This window comes from Celeribacter ethanolicus (genome assembly GCF_001550095.1).
Taxonomy (GTDB): domain Bacteria; phylum Pseudomonadota; class Alphaproteobacteria; order Rhodobacterales; family Rhodobacteraceae; genus Celeribacter; species Celeribacter ethanolicus.
Genome location: NZ_LRUC01000038.1, coordinates 13,539 through 30,429, shown reverse-complemented (window position 1 = coordinate 30,429; position 16,891 = coordinate 13,539). Strand labels below are relative to the sequence as shown.

Below are 16,891 nucleotides of genomic sequence, written 5' to 3'. Positions count from 1 at the left end.
TCATTTTTCTTTCAAAAACTGCTTGCGGGTTCTGAGCACTCGCCTTAGAACCCCCTTCACCGGCGGCGCAGACAGCGCGGCACGGGACGCCAGACGGAACGGACGGGACGCCAGAGAGGGGTTCTTGAGGGGAAGCGAGGCAGAAAATTTTGAGGCAGATCTGGGCGGGCGCGCCGCAAGTTAGGGCGCACTGGTCTGGTTTTTGTCTCTGGCTCTTTGAAATTGATAGATGAACGAAGAGATATGTGGGCGGTTTGGTCTTAACGACAAGAACGTCTGTATATCGCACTCCTAGGACTTGGGTTCGATGATGGAGTGTCAGCTTCACTGTTTGTCGGCTTTCGGTATCTTTGATACCAAGCACGAGAAACAGTTTCCTGGAACCCTAGCCGGTTTCAGGAGTGATGTGCAGAGGTTCGACGTCAAGGTTAGCATAGTAATATGCTTTCAACTTGAGAGTTTGATCCTGGCTCAGAACGAACGCTGGCGGCAGGCCTAACACATGCAAGTCGAGCGAAGCCTTCGGGTTTAGCGGCGGACGGGTTAGTAACGCGTGGGAACGTACCCTTCACTACGGAATAGTCCCGGGAAACTGGGTTTAATACCGTATACGCCCTTCGGGGGAAAGAATTTCGGTGAGGGATCGGCCCGCGTTAGATTAGGTAGTTGGTGGGGTAATGGCCTACCAAGCCTACGATCTATAGCTGGTTTGAGAGGATGATCAGCAACACTGGGACTGAGACACGGCCCAGACTCCTACGGGAGGCAGCAGTGGGGAATCTTAGACAATGGGGGCAACCCTGATCTAGCCATGCCGCGTGAGTGATGAAGGCCTTAGGGTCGTAAAGCTCTTTCGCCTGTGAAGATAATGACGGTAGCAGGTAAAGAAACCCCGGCTAACTCCGTGCCAGCAGCCGCGGTAATACGGAGGGGGTTAGCGTTGTTCGGAATTACTGGGCGTAAAGCGCACGTAGGCGGATTAGTCAGTCAGAGGTGAAATCCCAGGGCTCAACCCTGGAACTGCCTTTGATACTGCTAGTCTTGAGTTCGAGAGAGGTAAGTGGAATTCCGAGTGTAGAGGTGAAATTCGTAGATATTCGGAGGAACACCAGTGGCGAAGGCGGCTTACTGGCTCGATACTGACGCTGAGGTGCGAAAGTGTGGGGAGCAAACAGGATTAGATACCCTGGTAGTCCACACCGTAAACGATGAATGCCAGTCGTCGGCAAGTATACTTGTCGGTGACACACCTAACGGATTAAGCATTCCGCCTGGGGAGTACGGTCGCAAGATTAAAACTCAAAGGAATTGACGGGGGCCCGCACAAGCGGTGGAGCATGTGGTTTAATTCGAAGCAACGCGCAGAACCTTACCAACCCTTGACATCCTGATCGCGGTTACGAGAGATCGTTTCCTTCAGTTCGGCTGGATCAGTGACAGGTGCTGCATGGCTGTCGTCAGCTCGTGTCGTGAGATGTTCGGTTAAGTCCGGCAACGAGCGCAACCCACATCCTTAGTTACCAGCGGTTTGGCCGGGGACTCTAGGGAAACTGCCCGTGATAAGCGGGAGGAAGGTGTGGATGACGTCAAGTCCTCATGGCCCTTACGGGTTGGGCTACACACGTGCTACAATGGCATCTACAGTGAGTTAATCTCCAAAAGATGTCTCAGTTCGGATTGGGGTCTGCAACTCGTCCCCATGAAGTCGGAATCGCTAGTAATCGCGTAACAGCATGACGCGGTGAATACGTTCCCGGGCCTTGTACACACCGCCCGTCACACCATGGGAGTTGGGTCTACCCGACGGCCGTGCGCTAACTCTTCGGAGGGGCAGCGGACCACGGTAGGCTCAGCGACTGGGGTGAAGTCGTAACAAGGTAGCCGTAGGGGAACCTGCGGCTGGATCACCTCCTTTCTAAGGATGTTTCTAGCAGATTGGCTTGCCACTCTCGTGAAACACTTAGCAGCTACACGTCCTCAAGTAGCGCTCTGCGCGGTAGGACACTAAAATGTAGCATAGATCAACAATAGTTGATCAAACTCGGCCAGGCCGTCCTCATATCTCTTCGTAAAGTATCACAGACCTACCGGTCTGGACTTGGGTCGGTAGCTCAGGTGGTTAGAGCGCACGCCTGATAAGCGTGAGGTCGGAGGTTCAAGTCCTCCTCGACCCACCACTAATTCGCTGAAACAGCGAGTATGGGGCCTTAGCTCAGCTGGGAGAGCATCTGCTTTGCAAGCAGAGGGTCATCGGTTCGATCCCGATAGGCTCCACCATTACCACTAAGATTACATCAGCAAGCACTGAGATCAGTGTTTGCTCGTCTAATCTTAGACGACAATTGACATCGTATAGAGAGATTAAATGCAACATCGTTGATCGCCCAAGTGAGGGTTGATCTCGGTCGCTTCCGCAAGGAAGGCATTCAGCGGACCACATTCCCGGTCCAACGTCTGTATCGCGGCTGAAAAGATGATGTTGCCCAAGTCAAGTAAACTAACCAAGTTGCGGTTCTGCGGAACTGCAGCGCGTTTCCGATCCCATACAAGATCGGAAGCGGGAAAGTATGCTTTTGGTCCTGAAAGTATAGCTTCGCGTCTTTACCAGCTCGCGTTGCTCGCAAACTTCGTCCTCAAGTCGCCGACAGGCGGTAGGACATCATGTAGTTTTGCTCTTTCTGGATCAAATCAAGCGCGAGAAGGGCGTTTGGTGGATGCCTTGGCAGTAAGAGGCGATGAAGGACGTGATACTCTGCGATAAGCTATGGGGAGCCGAGAATAGGCTTTGATCCATGGATTTCCGAATGGGGGAACCCACCTGACAGTTCGATATAATAGCTTAGGCTGCTTATATCTTGCTGAAACAGGTACTTTTAACCTGAACACATAGGGTTTTAAGAGCAAACCCGGGGAACTGAAACATCTAAGTACCCGGAGGAAAGGACATCAATAGAGACTTCCCTAGTAGCGGCGAGCGAACGGGAACCAGCCGAGCACGATGAGTGACTAGAACAGATTGGAAAGTCTGGCCATAGCGGGTGACAGCCCCGTATAGGAAGCTTTGAGTGACGTATTAAGTAGGGCGGAACACGTGAAATTCTGTCTGAAGATCGGGGGACCACCCCCGAAGGCTAAGTACTCCTTACTGACCGATAGCGAACCAGTACCGTGAGGGAAAGGTGAAAAGCACCCCGACGAGGGGAGTGAAACAGTTTCTGAAACCGGACGCCTACAAGCAGTCGGAGGGACCTCGAGTCCTGACGGCGTACCTTTTGTATAATGGGTCATCGACTTGGTCTTACGAGCAAGCTTAAGCCGTTAGGTGTAGGCGCAGCGAAAGCGAGTCTTAATAGGGCGCATGAGTTCGTGGGATCAGACCCGAAACCGAGTGATCTAGGCATGACCAGGATGAAGGTAAGGTAACACTTACTGGAGGTCCGAACCCACACCTGTTGAAAAAGGTCGGGATGAGTTGTGCCTAGGGGTGAAAGGCCAATCAAACTCGGAGATAGCTGGTTCTCTGCGAAATCTATTTAGGTAGAGCGTCATCCGAATACCCCGGGGGGTAGAGCACTGGATGGGTAATGGGGCCCCACAGGCTTACTGATCCTAACCAAACTCCGAATACCCGGGAGTACTAGATGGCAGACACACTGCGGGTGCTAACGCCCGTAGTGGAGAGGGAAACAACCCTGACCTCCGGCTAAGGCCCCTAATTCATGGCTAAGTGGGAAAGCAGGTGGGACGACCAAAACAACCAGGAGGTTGGCTTAGAAGCAGCCATCCTTTAAAGATAGCGTAACAGCTCACTGGTCTAGATAAGTTGTCCTGCGGCGAAGATGTAACGGGGCTCAAGCCATGAGCCGAAGCCGAGGATGCCGTAAGGCATGGTAGCAGAGCGTGGTGTGATATAGCTTCATGCCTCTTTCGATCCTCAAGGGGATCATTAGAGGCTCGAAGCTTTCTGTGAAGCGGGCGCGTGAGCGATCCCGTGGAGAGATCACCAGTGAGAATGATGACATGAGTAGCGACAAACAGGGTGAGAGACCCTGTCGCCGAAAGTCCAAGGGTTCCTGCTTAAAGCTAATCTGAGCAGGGTAAGCCGACCCCTAAGGCGAGGCCGAAAGGCGTAGTCGATGGGAACACTGTTAATATTCAGTGGCCAGAGAGAAGTGACGGATCGCAAAGGTCGTTCATCCTTATCGGATTGAATGGGCGGCTCAGCGGTCCCTGGAAATAGCCTCTCATTAGATCGTACCCTAAACCGACACAGGTGGACTGGTAGAGAATACCAAGGCGCTTGAGAGAACGATGTTGAAGGAACTCGGCAAAATACCTCCGTAAGTTCGCGAGAAGGAGGCCCAGTTTCTACGCAAGTATTGGCTGGGGGCACAAACCAGGGGGTGGCGACTGTTTACTAAAAACACAGGGCTCTGCGAAGTCGCAAGACGACGTATAGGGTCTGACGCCTGCCCGGTGCCTGAAGGTTAAAAGGAGGGGTGCAAGCTCTGAATTGAAGCCCAGGTAAACGGCGGCCGTAACTATAACGGTCCTAAGGTAGCGAAATTCCTTGTCGGGTAAGTTCCGACCTGCACGAATGGCGTAACGACTTCCCCGCTGTCTCCAACATCGACTCAGCGAAATTGAATTGCCTGTCAAGATGCAGGCTTCCCGCGGTTAGACGGAAAGACCCCGTGCACCTTTACTACAGCTTCACACTGGCATCAGGCACAACATGTGCAGGATAGGTGGTAGGCTTTGAAGCAGGAACGCCAGTTCCTGTGGAGCCTTCCTTGAGATACCACCCTTGTTCTGCTTGATGTCTAACCGCGACCCATTATCTGGGCCCGGGACCCTGTGTGGCGGGTAGTTTGACTGGGGCGGTCGCCTCCCAAAGAGTAACGGAGGCGCGCGAAGGTTGGCTCAGAGCGGTCGGAAATCGCTCGTTGAGTGCAATGGCAGAAGCCAGCCTGACTGCAAGACTGACAAGTCGAGCAGAGACGAAAGTCGGCCATAGTGATCCGGTGGTCCCGAGTGGAAGGGCCATCGCTCAACGGATAAAAGGTACGCCGGGGATAACAGGCTGATACTGCCCAAGAGTCCATATCGACGGCAGTGTTTGGCACCTCGATGTCGGCTCATCTCATCCTGGGGCTGGAGCAGGTCCCAAGGGTATGGCTGTTCGCCATTTAAAGAGGTACGTGAGCTGGGTTTAGAACGTCGTGAGACAGTTCGGTCCCTATCTGCCGTGGGTGTAGGATACTTGAGAGGAGTTGCCCCTAGTACGAGAGGACCGGGGTGAACGATCCACTGGTGGACCTGTTATCGTGCCAACGGTAGTGCAGGGTAGCTATGATCGGAAAGGATAACCGCTGAAGGCATCTAAGCGGGAAGCCCCCCTCAAAACAAGGTATCCCTGAGGGCCGTGGAAGACCACCACGTCGATAGGCTGGAGATGTAAGTGCAGCAATGCATTCAGTTGACCAGTACTAATTGCCCGATAGGCTTGATTTGATCCAGTAAAAGCAAAACTGCTCTTACTCGAACGAAATCAAAAGCATACACAACACTTACTTGACTTGGACATAAGCTCATTATTCGGTTTGGTGGTCACAGCGTCAGTGAAACACCCGATCCCTTCCCGAACTCGGCCGTTAAGCACGATTGCGCCAATGGTACTGCGTCTTAAGACGTGGGAGAGTAGGTCACCGCCAAACCTAATAATCAGCTTATTAATCTCTCATACGATGCTTAACACACATTCGACCCTGTCGCGGGATGGAGCAGCCCGGTAGCTCGTCAGGCTCATAACCTGAAGGTCGTAGGTTCAAATCCTACTCCCGCAACCAAGGTCGAATACAAAATTCCCATATAACACAAAACAATAGGCGCCTTCCGGGCGTTTCTTGCGTTTGGGCCGTAGCGTACCAAAAACCACGCTGGAAGCAAATGGGGCGAGCTCAACAGTGTGGTGGATAGGCAACCCGTCGAATTTCTTTGTTAACAAAGTTTAACAGAATTCGATTTCCGCAATGCCCTTTCCTCCAGAACGTACCACAAGCTCACCGTTTGCATGGCGAGGATGAAACATGTTCTTGTGTGCTCGGTTCAAGCCCACCGTTATCCTGATGACGGGATCTAGCCATAGGGTGAGAGGGGGCTGGGACGCAACTGACCGGTCGGTTGAGTGCTAAGCCTCGTGCGAAATTTCCGCGAGCCGGATCTCGATGCCAAGTTTCTCGCTCAAGAGACGACGTTCCGCTTCGATCGCCTCGGGGCCGGGGGCGGTCCAGCCCGTTGTGTCATTGATGTAGCCGGCTTCAACAAGCTTGCGCCCGAGCGTGGGGAAGTCCAGCTCCGCGTAAAGCTCGTTCGATTGTCCGGCTCCGTCGAACTGGTAATAGCGGCCATTGAGCGCATCCATCACGTTGATCTGCATCCTGGCAAACCATTGGTATTGCGTCAGATAGTCGTCGAGCACATCGGCCGGGCGGCGCTGGATGATCGCCAGGCGACTGTCGGGCCGGGCGAAGAAGGCTGCCATGTGCAGCGCGGAATTGTCGCTCGAGATGATCGTGTGGGCCGCGGCATATTGTGCCGCCTGCGCTTCGAGGTCATGGGTCTGCGGGTGGTAGATGTGATAGCCTTCGGCTTTCAGCAGCGCTTCGATCCGGTCCTCGGCGAAATAGCGACCGCGTTTCGAATACAGCTCCGTGCGGGAGATGTAGATCTTTTCGGGCCCTTCGGGTTTGACGCGATCTGCGAGCACCTTGTGGATGTGGGCGCGAAACTCCGGGCTCCCGGCGATCATGTCGCCGGTGCCAAACCCCTGTGGTGCCAGCACAAGACGCTCAACACGGGTCGGGGCCTTGATCCCCGCGAGCTTGCCGATGCCTCCGGCGAACATGTCGATCATCGGCGCCATCGGATCGATGAAACGACGCGGGCGGTTCACCTGTTTCTTCATCAGGAAGGCGACGTTTTCGACCTCCGGCATCACGCTGCGGGCCCAGAGCCGGGAGGTGGATTCCAGAAGCGCGTGACCGAAATGCTGATACAGCAGCCCGCCGAACAGCCATGTGCCCTTGAGCTCGTCCTCTGCCTCTGGGACCGGGCCTTTCGGCTCGGTGGTGGTGGCGGCGGAGGTGTTGCGGAAACACTGACTGAGCGGCTGATAGACCCCCTGTGCATCATAGACCCCGGCGGGCCGGGAAATGCCGCGCTTGCGCCCTTCTCCCCAAGGCACGATGAGCGCGTTTTCGAGTGTCACGATGTCATCTGTCAGGGGAGACTGGGGATTGAACACGGGGCGGGATCTCGTCACATTTTGACTTTTGCGGGAGACTAGCACAGATCGCCTTGTGCGCAATCGAGTTGCGGTGGTGCGGGTGGGCCAAGCACCGGGTTTCGCAAGATTTCTCGCGACTTTCCTCCTAGGCGGCCTGTGAGCGGCAATAGACAGGCCGGGGCGCTTGGGATAAGCTCCGCGAGAAAAGGGCAGAGACCCCGTTCATATGGTCAACCAGGGCAGAGAGTATCATTATGGAACTGAACCGTCGTCCCGTCGCCTCCCTGTGGATCGGCGACAAGCTGCAATATCTCAATCAGTTGTGTCTCAAATCGCACCTGCGGCACGGCCATCCGACGACGCTCTATTGCACCGACGAGGTGACGAACGCGCCCGAAGGCGTCGACATCCGCCCCGCCTCGGAGATCATGGACATCGACATGAGCGTGGTGGAGAACACCTCCGCTTCCTTCCTGTCGAATGTGTTCCGCTACAAGATGATCCAGAAGACCGGCGCGATCTGGATCGACTGCGATGCGTTCTGCCACAAGCCCTTCCCGGACGAATGGGAGCATATCTACGCGGGGCACGGCATGCGCGGGGCGCTCAACTGTGGTGTGGTCGGCATTCCGCAGACGGGCGAGCTGATGGACCGTCTGCTGGATTATTACGACAACCTGCCGGATTACCCGGCCTGGTGGAACAAGAACCAGCGCAAGAAGATGGACCGGCTCGACCCGTCCATTCCTCTGCCGGTTCGGATCTACAAGACCGAACGCACCGCCTTCGGTCCGCAGGCTTTCACCTATTTTGCCCAGCAGACTGGTGACATCAAACATGCGATGACCAACGACGTGCTCTACCCGGTGCCGTTCCAGTTGAACGACATCTTCTACGATCCTTACGGGCGTGTTGAAGGCTGGTTCACCGAGAACACGGTCAGCGTTCATCTCTACACCAACGGCACCAAACCGTGGTGGCGCAAGAACGTGCCGCTGGAGAATTCCTATGCCGATCGCATGTGCAAGGAAGTTGGGATCGACCCGTCTCTGGCGCTGGAGTAAGCGCGCGGCATGGATCTGAAGAAACATGTCAGCCCGCATGGCACGGTGATGGCCGTGTCGATGATGAAGGACGAAGCGCCCTATCTTCTGGAGTGGTTCGCCCATCATATGGCGGTCGGTTTTACCGATATTCTGGTCTATACCAACGACTGTAGCGACGGCACCGACGATATGCTGATCCGGCTCGAAGAGCTGGGCCTTGGCTATCACCGGCGCAACGACATCCCCGAAGGTATCAAGCCGCAGCCCTCCGCGCTCAACTATGCGCAGGAGGAGCCGCTGGTGGCGGCGGCGGATTGGGTGTTGGTGTTCGATGCCGATGAGTTTCTCTGCATCAAACATGGCGACGGCACGCTTGACGGCATGCTGAGCGAGGCGGAAGAGAAGGGTGCCAATGGCATCGTCATCACATGGCGCATTTTCGGGTCGGGCTATGTCGAGGACTGGTCGCGCGATCCGGTGACCGAGCAATATCTCTACGCCGCACCGCCTTTGTGGAACAAGGGCTGGGGTGTGAAGACCCTGTTCAAATTCGACCCGGAATATTGGAAGCTCGGCATTCACCGCCCGAAGATGAAGACCAAGCATCTCAAGGACGGCTATCCCGACACGGTGCATTGGCTCAACGGCTCGGGCGTGCCGATGGAGGATTATTTCAAGTTCCGCGGTTGGCGCTCGATCCGGCGCACGCTGGGCTATGACTGGGCGCAGATGAACCACTATGCGGTCAAGGGTATCGACGCCTATGCGATCCGCAAATTCCGCGGCAACGTGAACAACAAGAAAGACAAGTATAACGCGGATTACTGGGCGCTTCAGGACCGCAACGAGGTGAAAGACGACTCGATCCTGCGTCATGCGGCGCGGCGTGCGGAGATCATGGCAGAGCTGCTGAAGGACCCGGTTCTGAACCGGCTCCATTTCGCGGCCCTCGACCGGGTGGAGGCGCGTCTCAACGAGTACAAACAGACCGAAGCCTATGCCGAGATGAAGCGTGGGCTGATCGAGGCGGGCAAGGTGCCGATCAACAAGGTCGTCGCCAAACCGCCGCAGGCCCGCGATCCGGCCAAGATCGCTGCGCTCATGAGCGAGGTCGAAAAGACCACCTCCGACAAACCCAAAGAAGAGCGCCGCAACCCGGTGGCCGATGGCTGGCATGACGATTTCCTGCCGCCGAAGGTGAAATTGCAGGACAATCCGCATATCGACGTGGTCGCCAATCACGACATCATGATCCCGGCCGATGCCGCCGTGTTCGGCCCCGATGCGCTGGACCAGATCGCGGAGGGCAAATACGCGCGTCGTCACATGCGGTTCATCACCGCGCAGTTGCAGGCCGGGGATCGGTTTCTCAACATCGGCGGCGAGGCGGGGGTCGTGGTGCTTCAGGCGCTCAAGACCGTCCCCGATCTCATCGCCATGGCCCAGCACAGCCGCCCCGACATCGCGCGGGTGACCGAAGGCTTGGCACGGCGCAACGGTCTGATGGACAGCTCGCGGTTACGGGTCACCGACGGGCCGCTGGTGTTCGCCACGGACGGGACCGATGAGGCGAGCGGGTTTCTGGCCTATGCCAAGGATTTCCGGCCTTCCGTCTTGCGGCTTTGCGACCGGGATGTGACGCCGGGCGTGCTTGTGAACATGAAGCTCGACCGGTTGCGCCGGATCATCCTGCCGATGGAGCTGTTTTGTGAGGATGCGCCGCAAGAGGCTTATCAGGACGTGCTTGAAGGGCTCGGGTTTGCCCTTAACGAGGACTGGCAGGATCGCGGCATGCTGATTTTCGATCGGAGCCGAACGTGACGCAGGGCGGTCGTGACAGGGCCGGGTGACAGGGCAACACATTCCGGACTATCTTTGAAACAGGGTTCAGCAAGGGCAGGCAATGTCTTCCGACGAAAGACGTATCGAGCAAACGGGTGACGGGCGGGTGCTTTTGCGGGCGCGCAACGGCGATGTCATCCGCTATGACGACACCGGGCTGATCCTGAAACTGTCCGATCAGGTGGTGGCCGATCTGCGCCAGCGCCTTTTCGCGCCATTGGATGCCGAGCTTCTGGGCGATCTCGATGCGTGGAACCTGCGTGCGCTGGGAGATTGGCTGTTCTTTGACGCCAATCTTCCGGGCATGCCGGGGCCGCGCGGCTATCGGCGGGCCTTGGCAGGCGGAGCCATTCTGGCGGAAACGCCGGGGCCGGTTCTGGGCGTGTTGAGCCTTGGCGGCGCGCGACGCACGCGCGCCATTCCGGGGGCCGGGGCCTATCCCTATCATATCGTGGTGCCCGAGGATGACATCGGCGCGGTCGGCATGGCCGGGATCGAGGACGCGCCCGAAACCCATCGCGCCGAGGGGCTGCGCGAACAGACGCAGGACGCGCTTTTGGCCGAGGAAATGCTGCGGCTGCGGCAGGCTTCGGGGCGTGGGGTGCCCCTGATCCTTGCACGTTGCGAGACCGACCGCTCGGCGTCTCTGCCCGATCTGGCATCGGGCAAGGCCTTTGACAATCTGATGCGCGCGGCCGCCAATCTCAAGGCGCTGGCTGAGACCCTGAACAAACCCGCAAAGCTTGCCGCGCTGAGTGTCGATTTCGCGCTCGAAGACATTTTGACGCCGGAGGCCGAGTTTGCGCCTGCGATGCGCGCGCTTTTGGAGCGGCTCGCCAAGGCCTTCTGGGGCATCGACCTGCGGCCGGTTCCGGCGCTGATGGTGTTCGACACCACGGCCTCCGAGCCGGGGCGCGACCGGCGGGCGGCACAATGGGAGCTGGCGGTTTATGGTGGCGAGATGGGGCCGGTCTTTACGCTTCCGAGCTATGCGCTTGAGCTGGACGAGGCGCTGCGTCCGACCGAAGCGGCGATGCGCCTGCGCGCTCGCACGGAGGCGGCGGCATTGATGGAGATCGAAGCCGGGCGGGGATGGCATTGTCCGAGGGTCTTGTTGGCCGAATGGGAGGGCAAGCGCGCGATCCGCCTGCGCACCGATGCGGCGACGCCTCTGGTGCTGGAGGCTGACAATCCGTTTGGGGCCGTCGATGGCGGGCTGCGGATTGCGGGGCCGGAGGGTGCGATTGCGATTGCCTCGGTCACGGTAGATGCGGAGGAGCCGCGCGACATCCTGATCGAACTGGCGGAAAACGCCCCGCGTAAGGGGCTGATGCTGAACTACGCTTGGGGCGGCCCCGGTGCCTTGCGTGACAGTTGGACGTCTTCGCTTGCACCCGATGTGAAACGCTGGGCCTTGCCCGCCCGACTTGAGGTGCATGGCTGATGTTATATGTCGATATGGACCTGCCCCAAGGCGCGTTGCTGCCTGCTGCCGACGCGCAAGAAAACCCCGGGGGGATCGTGTTCGATGCGGCTGGTCTGGTGATCGAGGACGGACGTGTTAGCGGTTGGCGCGACCTGTCGGGCACCCGGGTTGCGCGCCCGGCGACCCCGAATGAGGGCCATGCGCGGCAAGAAACCCTTGGTGCCCGGCCCGTCTTGCGGCTGCGGGACGGGGTGAATTGCGGATTTGTCCTTGAAGAACTGGCGCTTCAGGCGCCCCGGTTCAGTGTGGCGGTGATGTTTGCCTCTCCGATGGGGCGGGCCAGTACGCTGATGACGCTGAACCCGCGCGAGGGGCGCGATTATCTTTTCCTCTCGGAAGCCGACGGGGTGGTTGAGCTGAAATTCCGCGATGGCGTGGCGGGTCTGACCCGACCCATGGCGCATTCGCAGGGGCGTTTCTCGCTGGTCTGTGCTTCGGTCGAGGGCGGCAAGATGAAATTGGCGGTCAATGGCGAGACGCCCGGCGGGCTGGCTGTGCCTTCGGGGCTGGAGGCCGGGTTTCATGACCTGTTCATCGGCTGTCGCAGCGACCGGGCGGGGATCAAAAAGACGCTGGGCGAGGCGCAGATCGCGCGGCTTTGGATCTGGCCGGGAGAAGATGTGTTTGCGGGGGAGGCCTATGGCAAGCTGACGGCGCTTTGGCAAAAGGAGGCGGCCTATGGGCTTTGATCGCGAGAGTATCCGGGGCGACAATCTTTGTGTCATCTGGATTGATGACATGATCGACATTTTCACATGGCGCAACGCCTTCGGGATCGAGATCAAGACGCCCAATATCGACCGGCTGATGGCCAGGGGCGCGCGCTTTGCGAATGCCTATGCCACCGTGCCGCTCTGCGCGCCCTGCCGCGCCGAACTGGCGACGGGGCTTTCGCCGTTTCGCACCGGGCTTGTCGATCTCAATCGGCTCTGGCGCGATCTTTTGCCGCCGACGGCGGCGTGGCAATACGATCTGCGCCGTGCCGGGTTCGAGACCTTCACCACCGGCAAGACCGATGGCAATTACAAAGCCATGCCGGAGGAGTACAAACGCCTGTTGTTCCACCACGACGTGGAGGCCAATGACAAGGGCGGGCGCAAGGGCGTCAAGGATTACCTCGACGGCAAGGGGCCGGGGGTTGCGGGGGTCAATCACCCGAATGACGACGGCTCGCAGGACGACCGGTTTTTCGATTTTTGGGTGGCGCAGAATGCCATCGACCATCTGGCGAAAATCGACCCGGAGCGGCGGCATCTCATCCAGCTCGGGTTCAAGCATCCGCATTACAATCTGGTGACGCCGGACCGGTTTTATCAGATGTATGACGTCGACAAGATCACATGGCCGGAAATTGCCGCCGAGGCGGATTATCATGGGCCGCAGCCGGGCATGGCTGTCTATGAGCTGGCCTATATCGTCAATGGTCAATGGACGCCGGAGCGGGCGGGAGACGAGGGCTGGCGGCAGGTGGTGCGGGCCTATTTCGCGGCCTGTTCGCATGTGGACCATGAGATCGGGCGGTTCCTCGATGCGCTGGAGGCCTCGGAGATTGGCGACAAGACCACGGTGATCTTGTTGTCGGACAACGGCTTCAACCTCGGTAATCACGACAGTTTCCACAAGATGAGCCAATGGGACAGCGCCGCCCATGTGCCGCTTTGCGTCTGGTCGCCGCGGATGGAGGCGGGGACGGAGGTCACGCTGCCGGTGTCGCTGCACAATGTGCCGAAAACGATCATGGATCTGGCGGGGCTGCCGTATCGGCCCGACTGGGTCTCGGGGCAGAGCCTTTTGCCGCTGATCGACGCGAGCTTTGGCACGTTCGACACGACGAAATCGCCGATCACCTGTGTGTTCGGCACGCTCTCTGTGCGGCCTTCGGTCGAGGGGCTGAGCCAGTATCGCTATTTCCGCTACCCGAATGGCGAGGAGCATGTTTATGACGTGGTGGCCGATCCGGGCGAGACCACGAACCTTGCCGAGACGGCACCTCTGGAGCGGCTGCGCGAGGAGCTTGTCAAAGGTGCTTTGAACCTCGGGCTGGACCTGCGCGGATTTGAGAACCCCGCCGACGGGGTCAACGCGATGATGGCGGTCGACGGCACGGTGGTGATGGCCGGGGGGCGCGGCGATAATGATTACTGGGCCTATGGCTCGGACGCCGAGAAGATCGTCGAGGACAAGGACGGCGGCACGGATACGCTTTGGTATATGGCGGGGCCGGACGATTACGTTTTGCATGCCCCTGCCAACATCGAAAAAATCCGCATCGCCACGGTGGTGTCGCGCAATGAGACCGCCAATGCGGATGGCTCGCGCGATGGCAAACGCCTGCGCATCGTGGCCCATCCCGACAGTCCGATCGAGTTTGAAACCTCGGAGCGGGTGACGATCGAGGTGCAGGGCTCGCTGGGCGACGATGTAATGATCGGGCCGAAATACGCGGGCGCTGAATTCCATGGCGGCGCGGGGAACGACCGGCTGATCGCGCGCTCGAAACGGCGCAAGGACCGCAACCGCTTCTTTGGCGGCGCGGGCAACGATTACCTCTGGGGCGGCGGCGGGCACGACCATTTGGATGGCGGCACCGGCGACGATGAGATTCACGGCAACGAAGGCCACAATACGATCTTCGGCGGGCATGGCAACGATCTGATCACCGACGGGCCGGGGTCTTCGGAGATCGACACAGGGCCGGGACGCAACAGGGTGATCTCCGAGGAAGGTGACGACACGATCCGCGTGGGCACCGGGGAGAACACGCTCACCGGCGGGCCGGGAAAGACCACCTATGTCATCGCCTATGGCGGGCTGAGCCGAATCACCGACTGGCATCCGGGCGTGACGCTCGATCTCACGGATTGGCCGGGGGTGCCGGAGATCGGCGGGAGTGCTGCGGGTGTCGAAATCCGGCTGGGGGCCTCCGTCGTGATCCTCGAAGGGGCGGCGGATGTCGGAGCCATTGTCGGGACGGTACGGGGCACCATGGACAAGGGGCGCTGATATGGCGAAGAAAAGCCGTTACATGATCGTGACGCCGATGAAGAACGAGGGACCCTATATCCTCGATTGGGTTGCGCATCACATGGCGCTGGGGTTCGATCATTTCTTTGTCGTGACCAACGATTGCGACGATGGCACCGACCGCATCCTCGACCGGCTGGCCGCGATGGGTCATGTCACCCATGTGCCCAATCCGCGCATGCTCAAACGCAGCCAGGGCGCGTGGCATGTCATGGCGTTGCGCTATGCTGCGCTGTTCAACATCTACCGCGATGCGGACTGGATCATGTTCTCCGACGTGGACGAATATCTCCAGGTCAACACCCGGACGAAAACCCTCGACGGGTTTCTCGATCGGGTGGGCAAGACGGATGTGATCTCCTTCACCTCGATTCCCTATAACAGCAATGGCCAGAAGGCTTTCGTCGATGCGCCGCTGGTCGGGCAGTTCACCGAGCGCAACAAGGGCTATAAGGCGGCGCGGGCGGCGGGGAAAACTCTGTCGAACGCGGTGAAGACGATGTTCCGCAACGAAGTCCCGTTCACGCGGCGGCGCAATCATCGGCCTCTGTTGGCGGAGTTCTCGCAGACCGGGTTTGTGTGGCGGGACGGCTCCGGCAGCGTGCTCGACGCGGACTATACCGATGGCGGGGCCAAGGCGATTGACGCCGTGAGCACCGTGCAATTCGCCCAGCTCAACCATTATGCCATCCGCAGCATGGAGGCGTTTCTGGTCAAGGTGGATCGCGGCGATGCGGTGTTGACGGAGCGACTGGGGGCCTCTGTGAACTATTGGAAAGGCTATAATACCCCGGGGGATGTGGACCTGCGCTATGTCACGCCGTCTCCTTTGACGCGCAAGATCCGCGCCGGGTTTGCCCGCGATCCGGAACTTGCGGAATGGCACGCGTTCGCGGTGGCGGCGCATAAGGCCAAGGTGGCGCAGATCCTCGGGACCGAAGAGGGCCGGATGATTGCCGAGAAAATCGGCTATTTCTCCTAGGCGCTGCGCAGGTCAGAGGCTCTCGCGATCCACGATGCGCACCCCGTCCGCAATCGTGTCGGCGGGATGCGGGATGACCTGATCTCCCTCACTGAGCCCGGAGAGCAGTTCGACCATGCGATCCGACTGGTGGCCGATCTCGACCGCCTTCTGCCGGGTCACGCCGCCGTCGTTGACGAAGACCGCCCAGCCGTCGCCGTCGCGGAACATCGCCGAGACCGGCATCATGAGCACATCCTCGGCCTCCCATTCCACCACCTTGAGAAACACGGCATATTGATGCCCGAGGCCGGGGCGATCCGTAGCGGGGGTAATGAGGTCGAAGACGGCGGAGACGCGCTGTTCCTCGATGCCCAGAGACGAGGTGTGGGTCTCGGCCTTGGGCGCGAGGCTCTTGAGGCGGGCTTCGAGTGCGGGCGTGCCGCCCCAGCGTTCGACCATGGCGCGGGCCCCGATCTCGAGGCCGACGGCGTCGGAGGAGAGCAGATCCGCTTCGATTTCGAGATCCGTCACATCGCCCAGCGACAACAAGGATGAGCCGACCGCGACCGCATGTTCGGAGACCTGGGTGATCGACAGGACCCTGCCCGAAATCGGGGCGGTGAGAGCGATGCAACAGCTCTCGCTTGTGCTCTCCTCGGTTCCCGGCTCGATCAGCGCTGCCTTGGCGCGGGCCAGGGAAGACTGGGCCATCTGGACATTCGACACGGCGGCGTCGCGGGCGGCGTTGCGGACAGAGAGGAGCTGTTGCGCGTCTTCCAGCGTTGTCACGGAGGAAACGCCGCGGGTCACAAGCGCCCTGGTCCGCTCGAACTGGCTTTGCGCATAGGACAGCTCTTCTTCGGATTGCCGCAATTGTGCCTGCGCGAGATCGGCCGCAGCGGCGGCTTCGCGGACGGCGGCCTCAAGCTGAACCCGGCTCCGGGCGTCGATCAAGGACGGGCTGAGGGGTTCGACGCGGGCAACCGTATCGCCCGCCGTCACCGCATCGCCCTCCTCGACCGGTGAGCGCAGCGCTGTGCCCGCAATGGGGGAGGAGACCTCATAGACATTGCGGATGCGGGTCTTGCCGTCGGCGTTGATCGTCACGGCCATATGGCCCCGCGTCACCTCCGTGAGATCGACCGCCACCGGATGCGGGCGGAAGGCGATGAACAGGAGCGCTGCCACGAGGGCCATGACAATCAGGCTCAAGAGCGATTTGCGGGATTTCGAAGTCATCA

Annotated in this window: 8 protein-coding genes, 3 tRNA genes and 3 rRNA genes; 12 read left to right on the top strand and 2 right to left on the bottom strand. The window is 59.1% G+C overall.

All coding sequences use genetic code 11. The features are described from left to right. Positions 1-448: 448 nt before the first annotated feature. The 6 genes from NH195_RS14025 (at position 449) to NH195_RS14000 (ending at position 5,849) form a co-directional block, all read left to right on the top strand. Positions 449-1,915 (top strand): 16S ribosomal RNA (locus NH195_RS14025). A gap of 185 nt (positions 1,916-2,100) precedes the next feature. Further along, a tRNA-Ile gene (locus tag NH195_RS14020) sits at positions 2,101-2,177 on the top strand. Between the two features lie 24 nt (positions 2,178-2,201). Next, positions 2,202-2,277: transfer RNA gene (locus NH195_RS14015), tRNA-Ala, on the top strand. A gap of 409 nt (positions 2,278-2,686) precedes the next feature. Beyond that, positions 2,687-5,514: ribosomal RNA gene (locus tag NH195_RS14010) — 23S ribosomal RNA — on the top strand. A gap of 88 nt (positions 5,515-5,602) precedes the next feature. Beyond that, positions 5,603-5,717, top strand: a 5S ribosomal RNA gene (gene rrf / locus NH195_RS14005). The 16S, 23S and 5S rRNA genes sit together here with 3 tRNA genes alongside, the layout of an rRNA operon. Positions 5,718-5,772: 55 nt before the next feature. After that, positions 5,773-5,849 (top strand) — tRNA-Met (locus tag NH195_RS14000). Positions 5,850-6,190: 341 nt separating this feature from the next. Here the strand turns inward: NH195_RS14000 and NH195_RS13995 are convergent. Next, positions 6,191-7,306 carry a glycosyltransferase 61 family protein gene (locus NH195_RS13995; RefSeq protein WP_066708121.1) on the bottom strand — a complete coding sequence of 372 codons (1,116 nt, stop codon included), beginning with the start codon at positions 7,304-7,306 and terminating at the stop codon, positions 6,191-6,193. 236 nt (positions 7,307-7,542) lie between these two features. On the opposite strand from NH195_RS13995, the gene NH195_RS13990 reads away from it, so the two are divergent. The 6 genes from NH195_RS13990 (at position 7,543) to NH195_RS13965 (ending at position 15,668) form a co-directional block, all read left to right on the top strand. Further along, entirely contained in the window at positions 7,543-8,352 is an 810-nt protein-coding gene (locus NH195_RS13990; protein ID WP_081423937.1) for a hypothetical protein, read from the top strand. Between the two features lie 9 nt (positions 8,353-8,361). Continuing rightward, the gene (locus NH195_RS13985) at positions 8,362-10,155 is read left to right on the top strand and encodes a glycosyltransferase family 2 protein (RefSeq protein WP_066708119.1); all 1,794 of its coding nucleotides are present in this window, start codon (positions 8,362-8,364) and stop codon (positions 10,153-10,155) included. An 82-nt stretch (positions 10,156-10,237) separates the two neighbouring features. After that, the gene (locus tag NH195_RS13980) at positions 10,238-11,620 is read left to right on the top strand and encodes a hypothetical protein (protein ID WP_066708112.1); all 1,383 of its coding nucleotides are present in this window, start codon (positions 10,238-10,240) and stop codon (positions 11,618-11,620) included. After that, the gene (locus NH195_RS13975; RefSeq protein WP_066708109.1) at positions 11,620-12,351 is read left to right on the top strand and encodes a hypothetical protein; all 732 of its coding nucleotides are present in this window, start codon (positions 11,620-11,622) and stop codon (positions 12,349-12,351) included. The genes NH195_RS13980 and NH195_RS13975 overlap by 1 nt, the downstream gene beginning before the upstream one ends. Then, entirely contained in the window at positions 12,341-14,665 is a 2,325-nt protein-coding gene (locus NH195_RS13970) for a sulfatase-like hydrolase/transferase (protein WP_066708106.1), read from the top strand. The genes NH195_RS13975 and NH195_RS13970 overlap by 11 nt, the downstream gene beginning before the upstream one ends. Before the next feature lies 1 nt (position 14,666). Next, complete coding sequence (locus NH195_RS13965) at positions 14,667-15,668, top strand: glycosyltransferase family 2 protein (protein ID WP_066708104.1); 1,002 nt, start codon at positions 14,667-14,669, stop codon at positions 15,666-15,668. 12 nt (positions 15,669-15,680) lie between these two features. On the opposite strand, the gene NH195_RS13960 is transcribed toward NH195_RS13965, so the two are convergent. After that, positions 15,681-16,889: an efflux RND transporter periplasmic adaptor subunit gene (locus NH195_RS13960; RefSeq protein WP_066708101.1), complete on the bottom strand. Its 1,209-nt coding sequence runs from the start codon at positions 16,887-16,889 to the stop codon at positions 15,681-15,683. Positions 16,890-16,891 lie beyond the last annotated feature (2 nt).

Bases quoted from the DNA above. Each gene is read 5' to 3' on its own strand.
- NH195_RS13990 (WP_081423937.1), top strand. From the start codon at position 7,543: ATGGAACTGAACCGTCGTCCCGTCGCCTCCCTGTGGATCGGCGACAAG.
- NH195_RS13985 (WP_066708119.1), top strand. From the start codon at position 8,362: ATGGATCTGAAGAAACATGTCAGCCCGCATGGCACGGTGATGGCCGTG.
- NH195_RS13980 (WP_066708112.1), top strand. From the start codon at position 10,238: ATGTCTTCCGACGAAAGACGTATCGAGCAAACGGGTGACGGGCGGGTG.
- NH195_RS13975 (WP_066708109.1), top strand. From the start codon at position 11,620: ATGTTATATGTCGATATGGACCTGCCCCAAGGCGCGTTGCTGCCTGCT.
- NH195_RS13970 (WP_066708106.1), top strand. From the start codon at position 12,341: ATGGGCTTTGATCGCGAGAGTATCCGGGGCGACAATCTTTGTGTCATC.
- NH195_RS13965 (WP_066708104.1), top strand. From the start codon at position 14,667: ATGGCGAAGAAAAGCCGTTACATGATCGTGACGCCGATGAAGAACGAG.
- NH195_RS13960 (WP_066708101.1), bottom strand. From the start codon at position 16,889: ATGACTTCGAAATCCCGCAAATCGCTCTTGAGCCTGATTGTCATGGCC.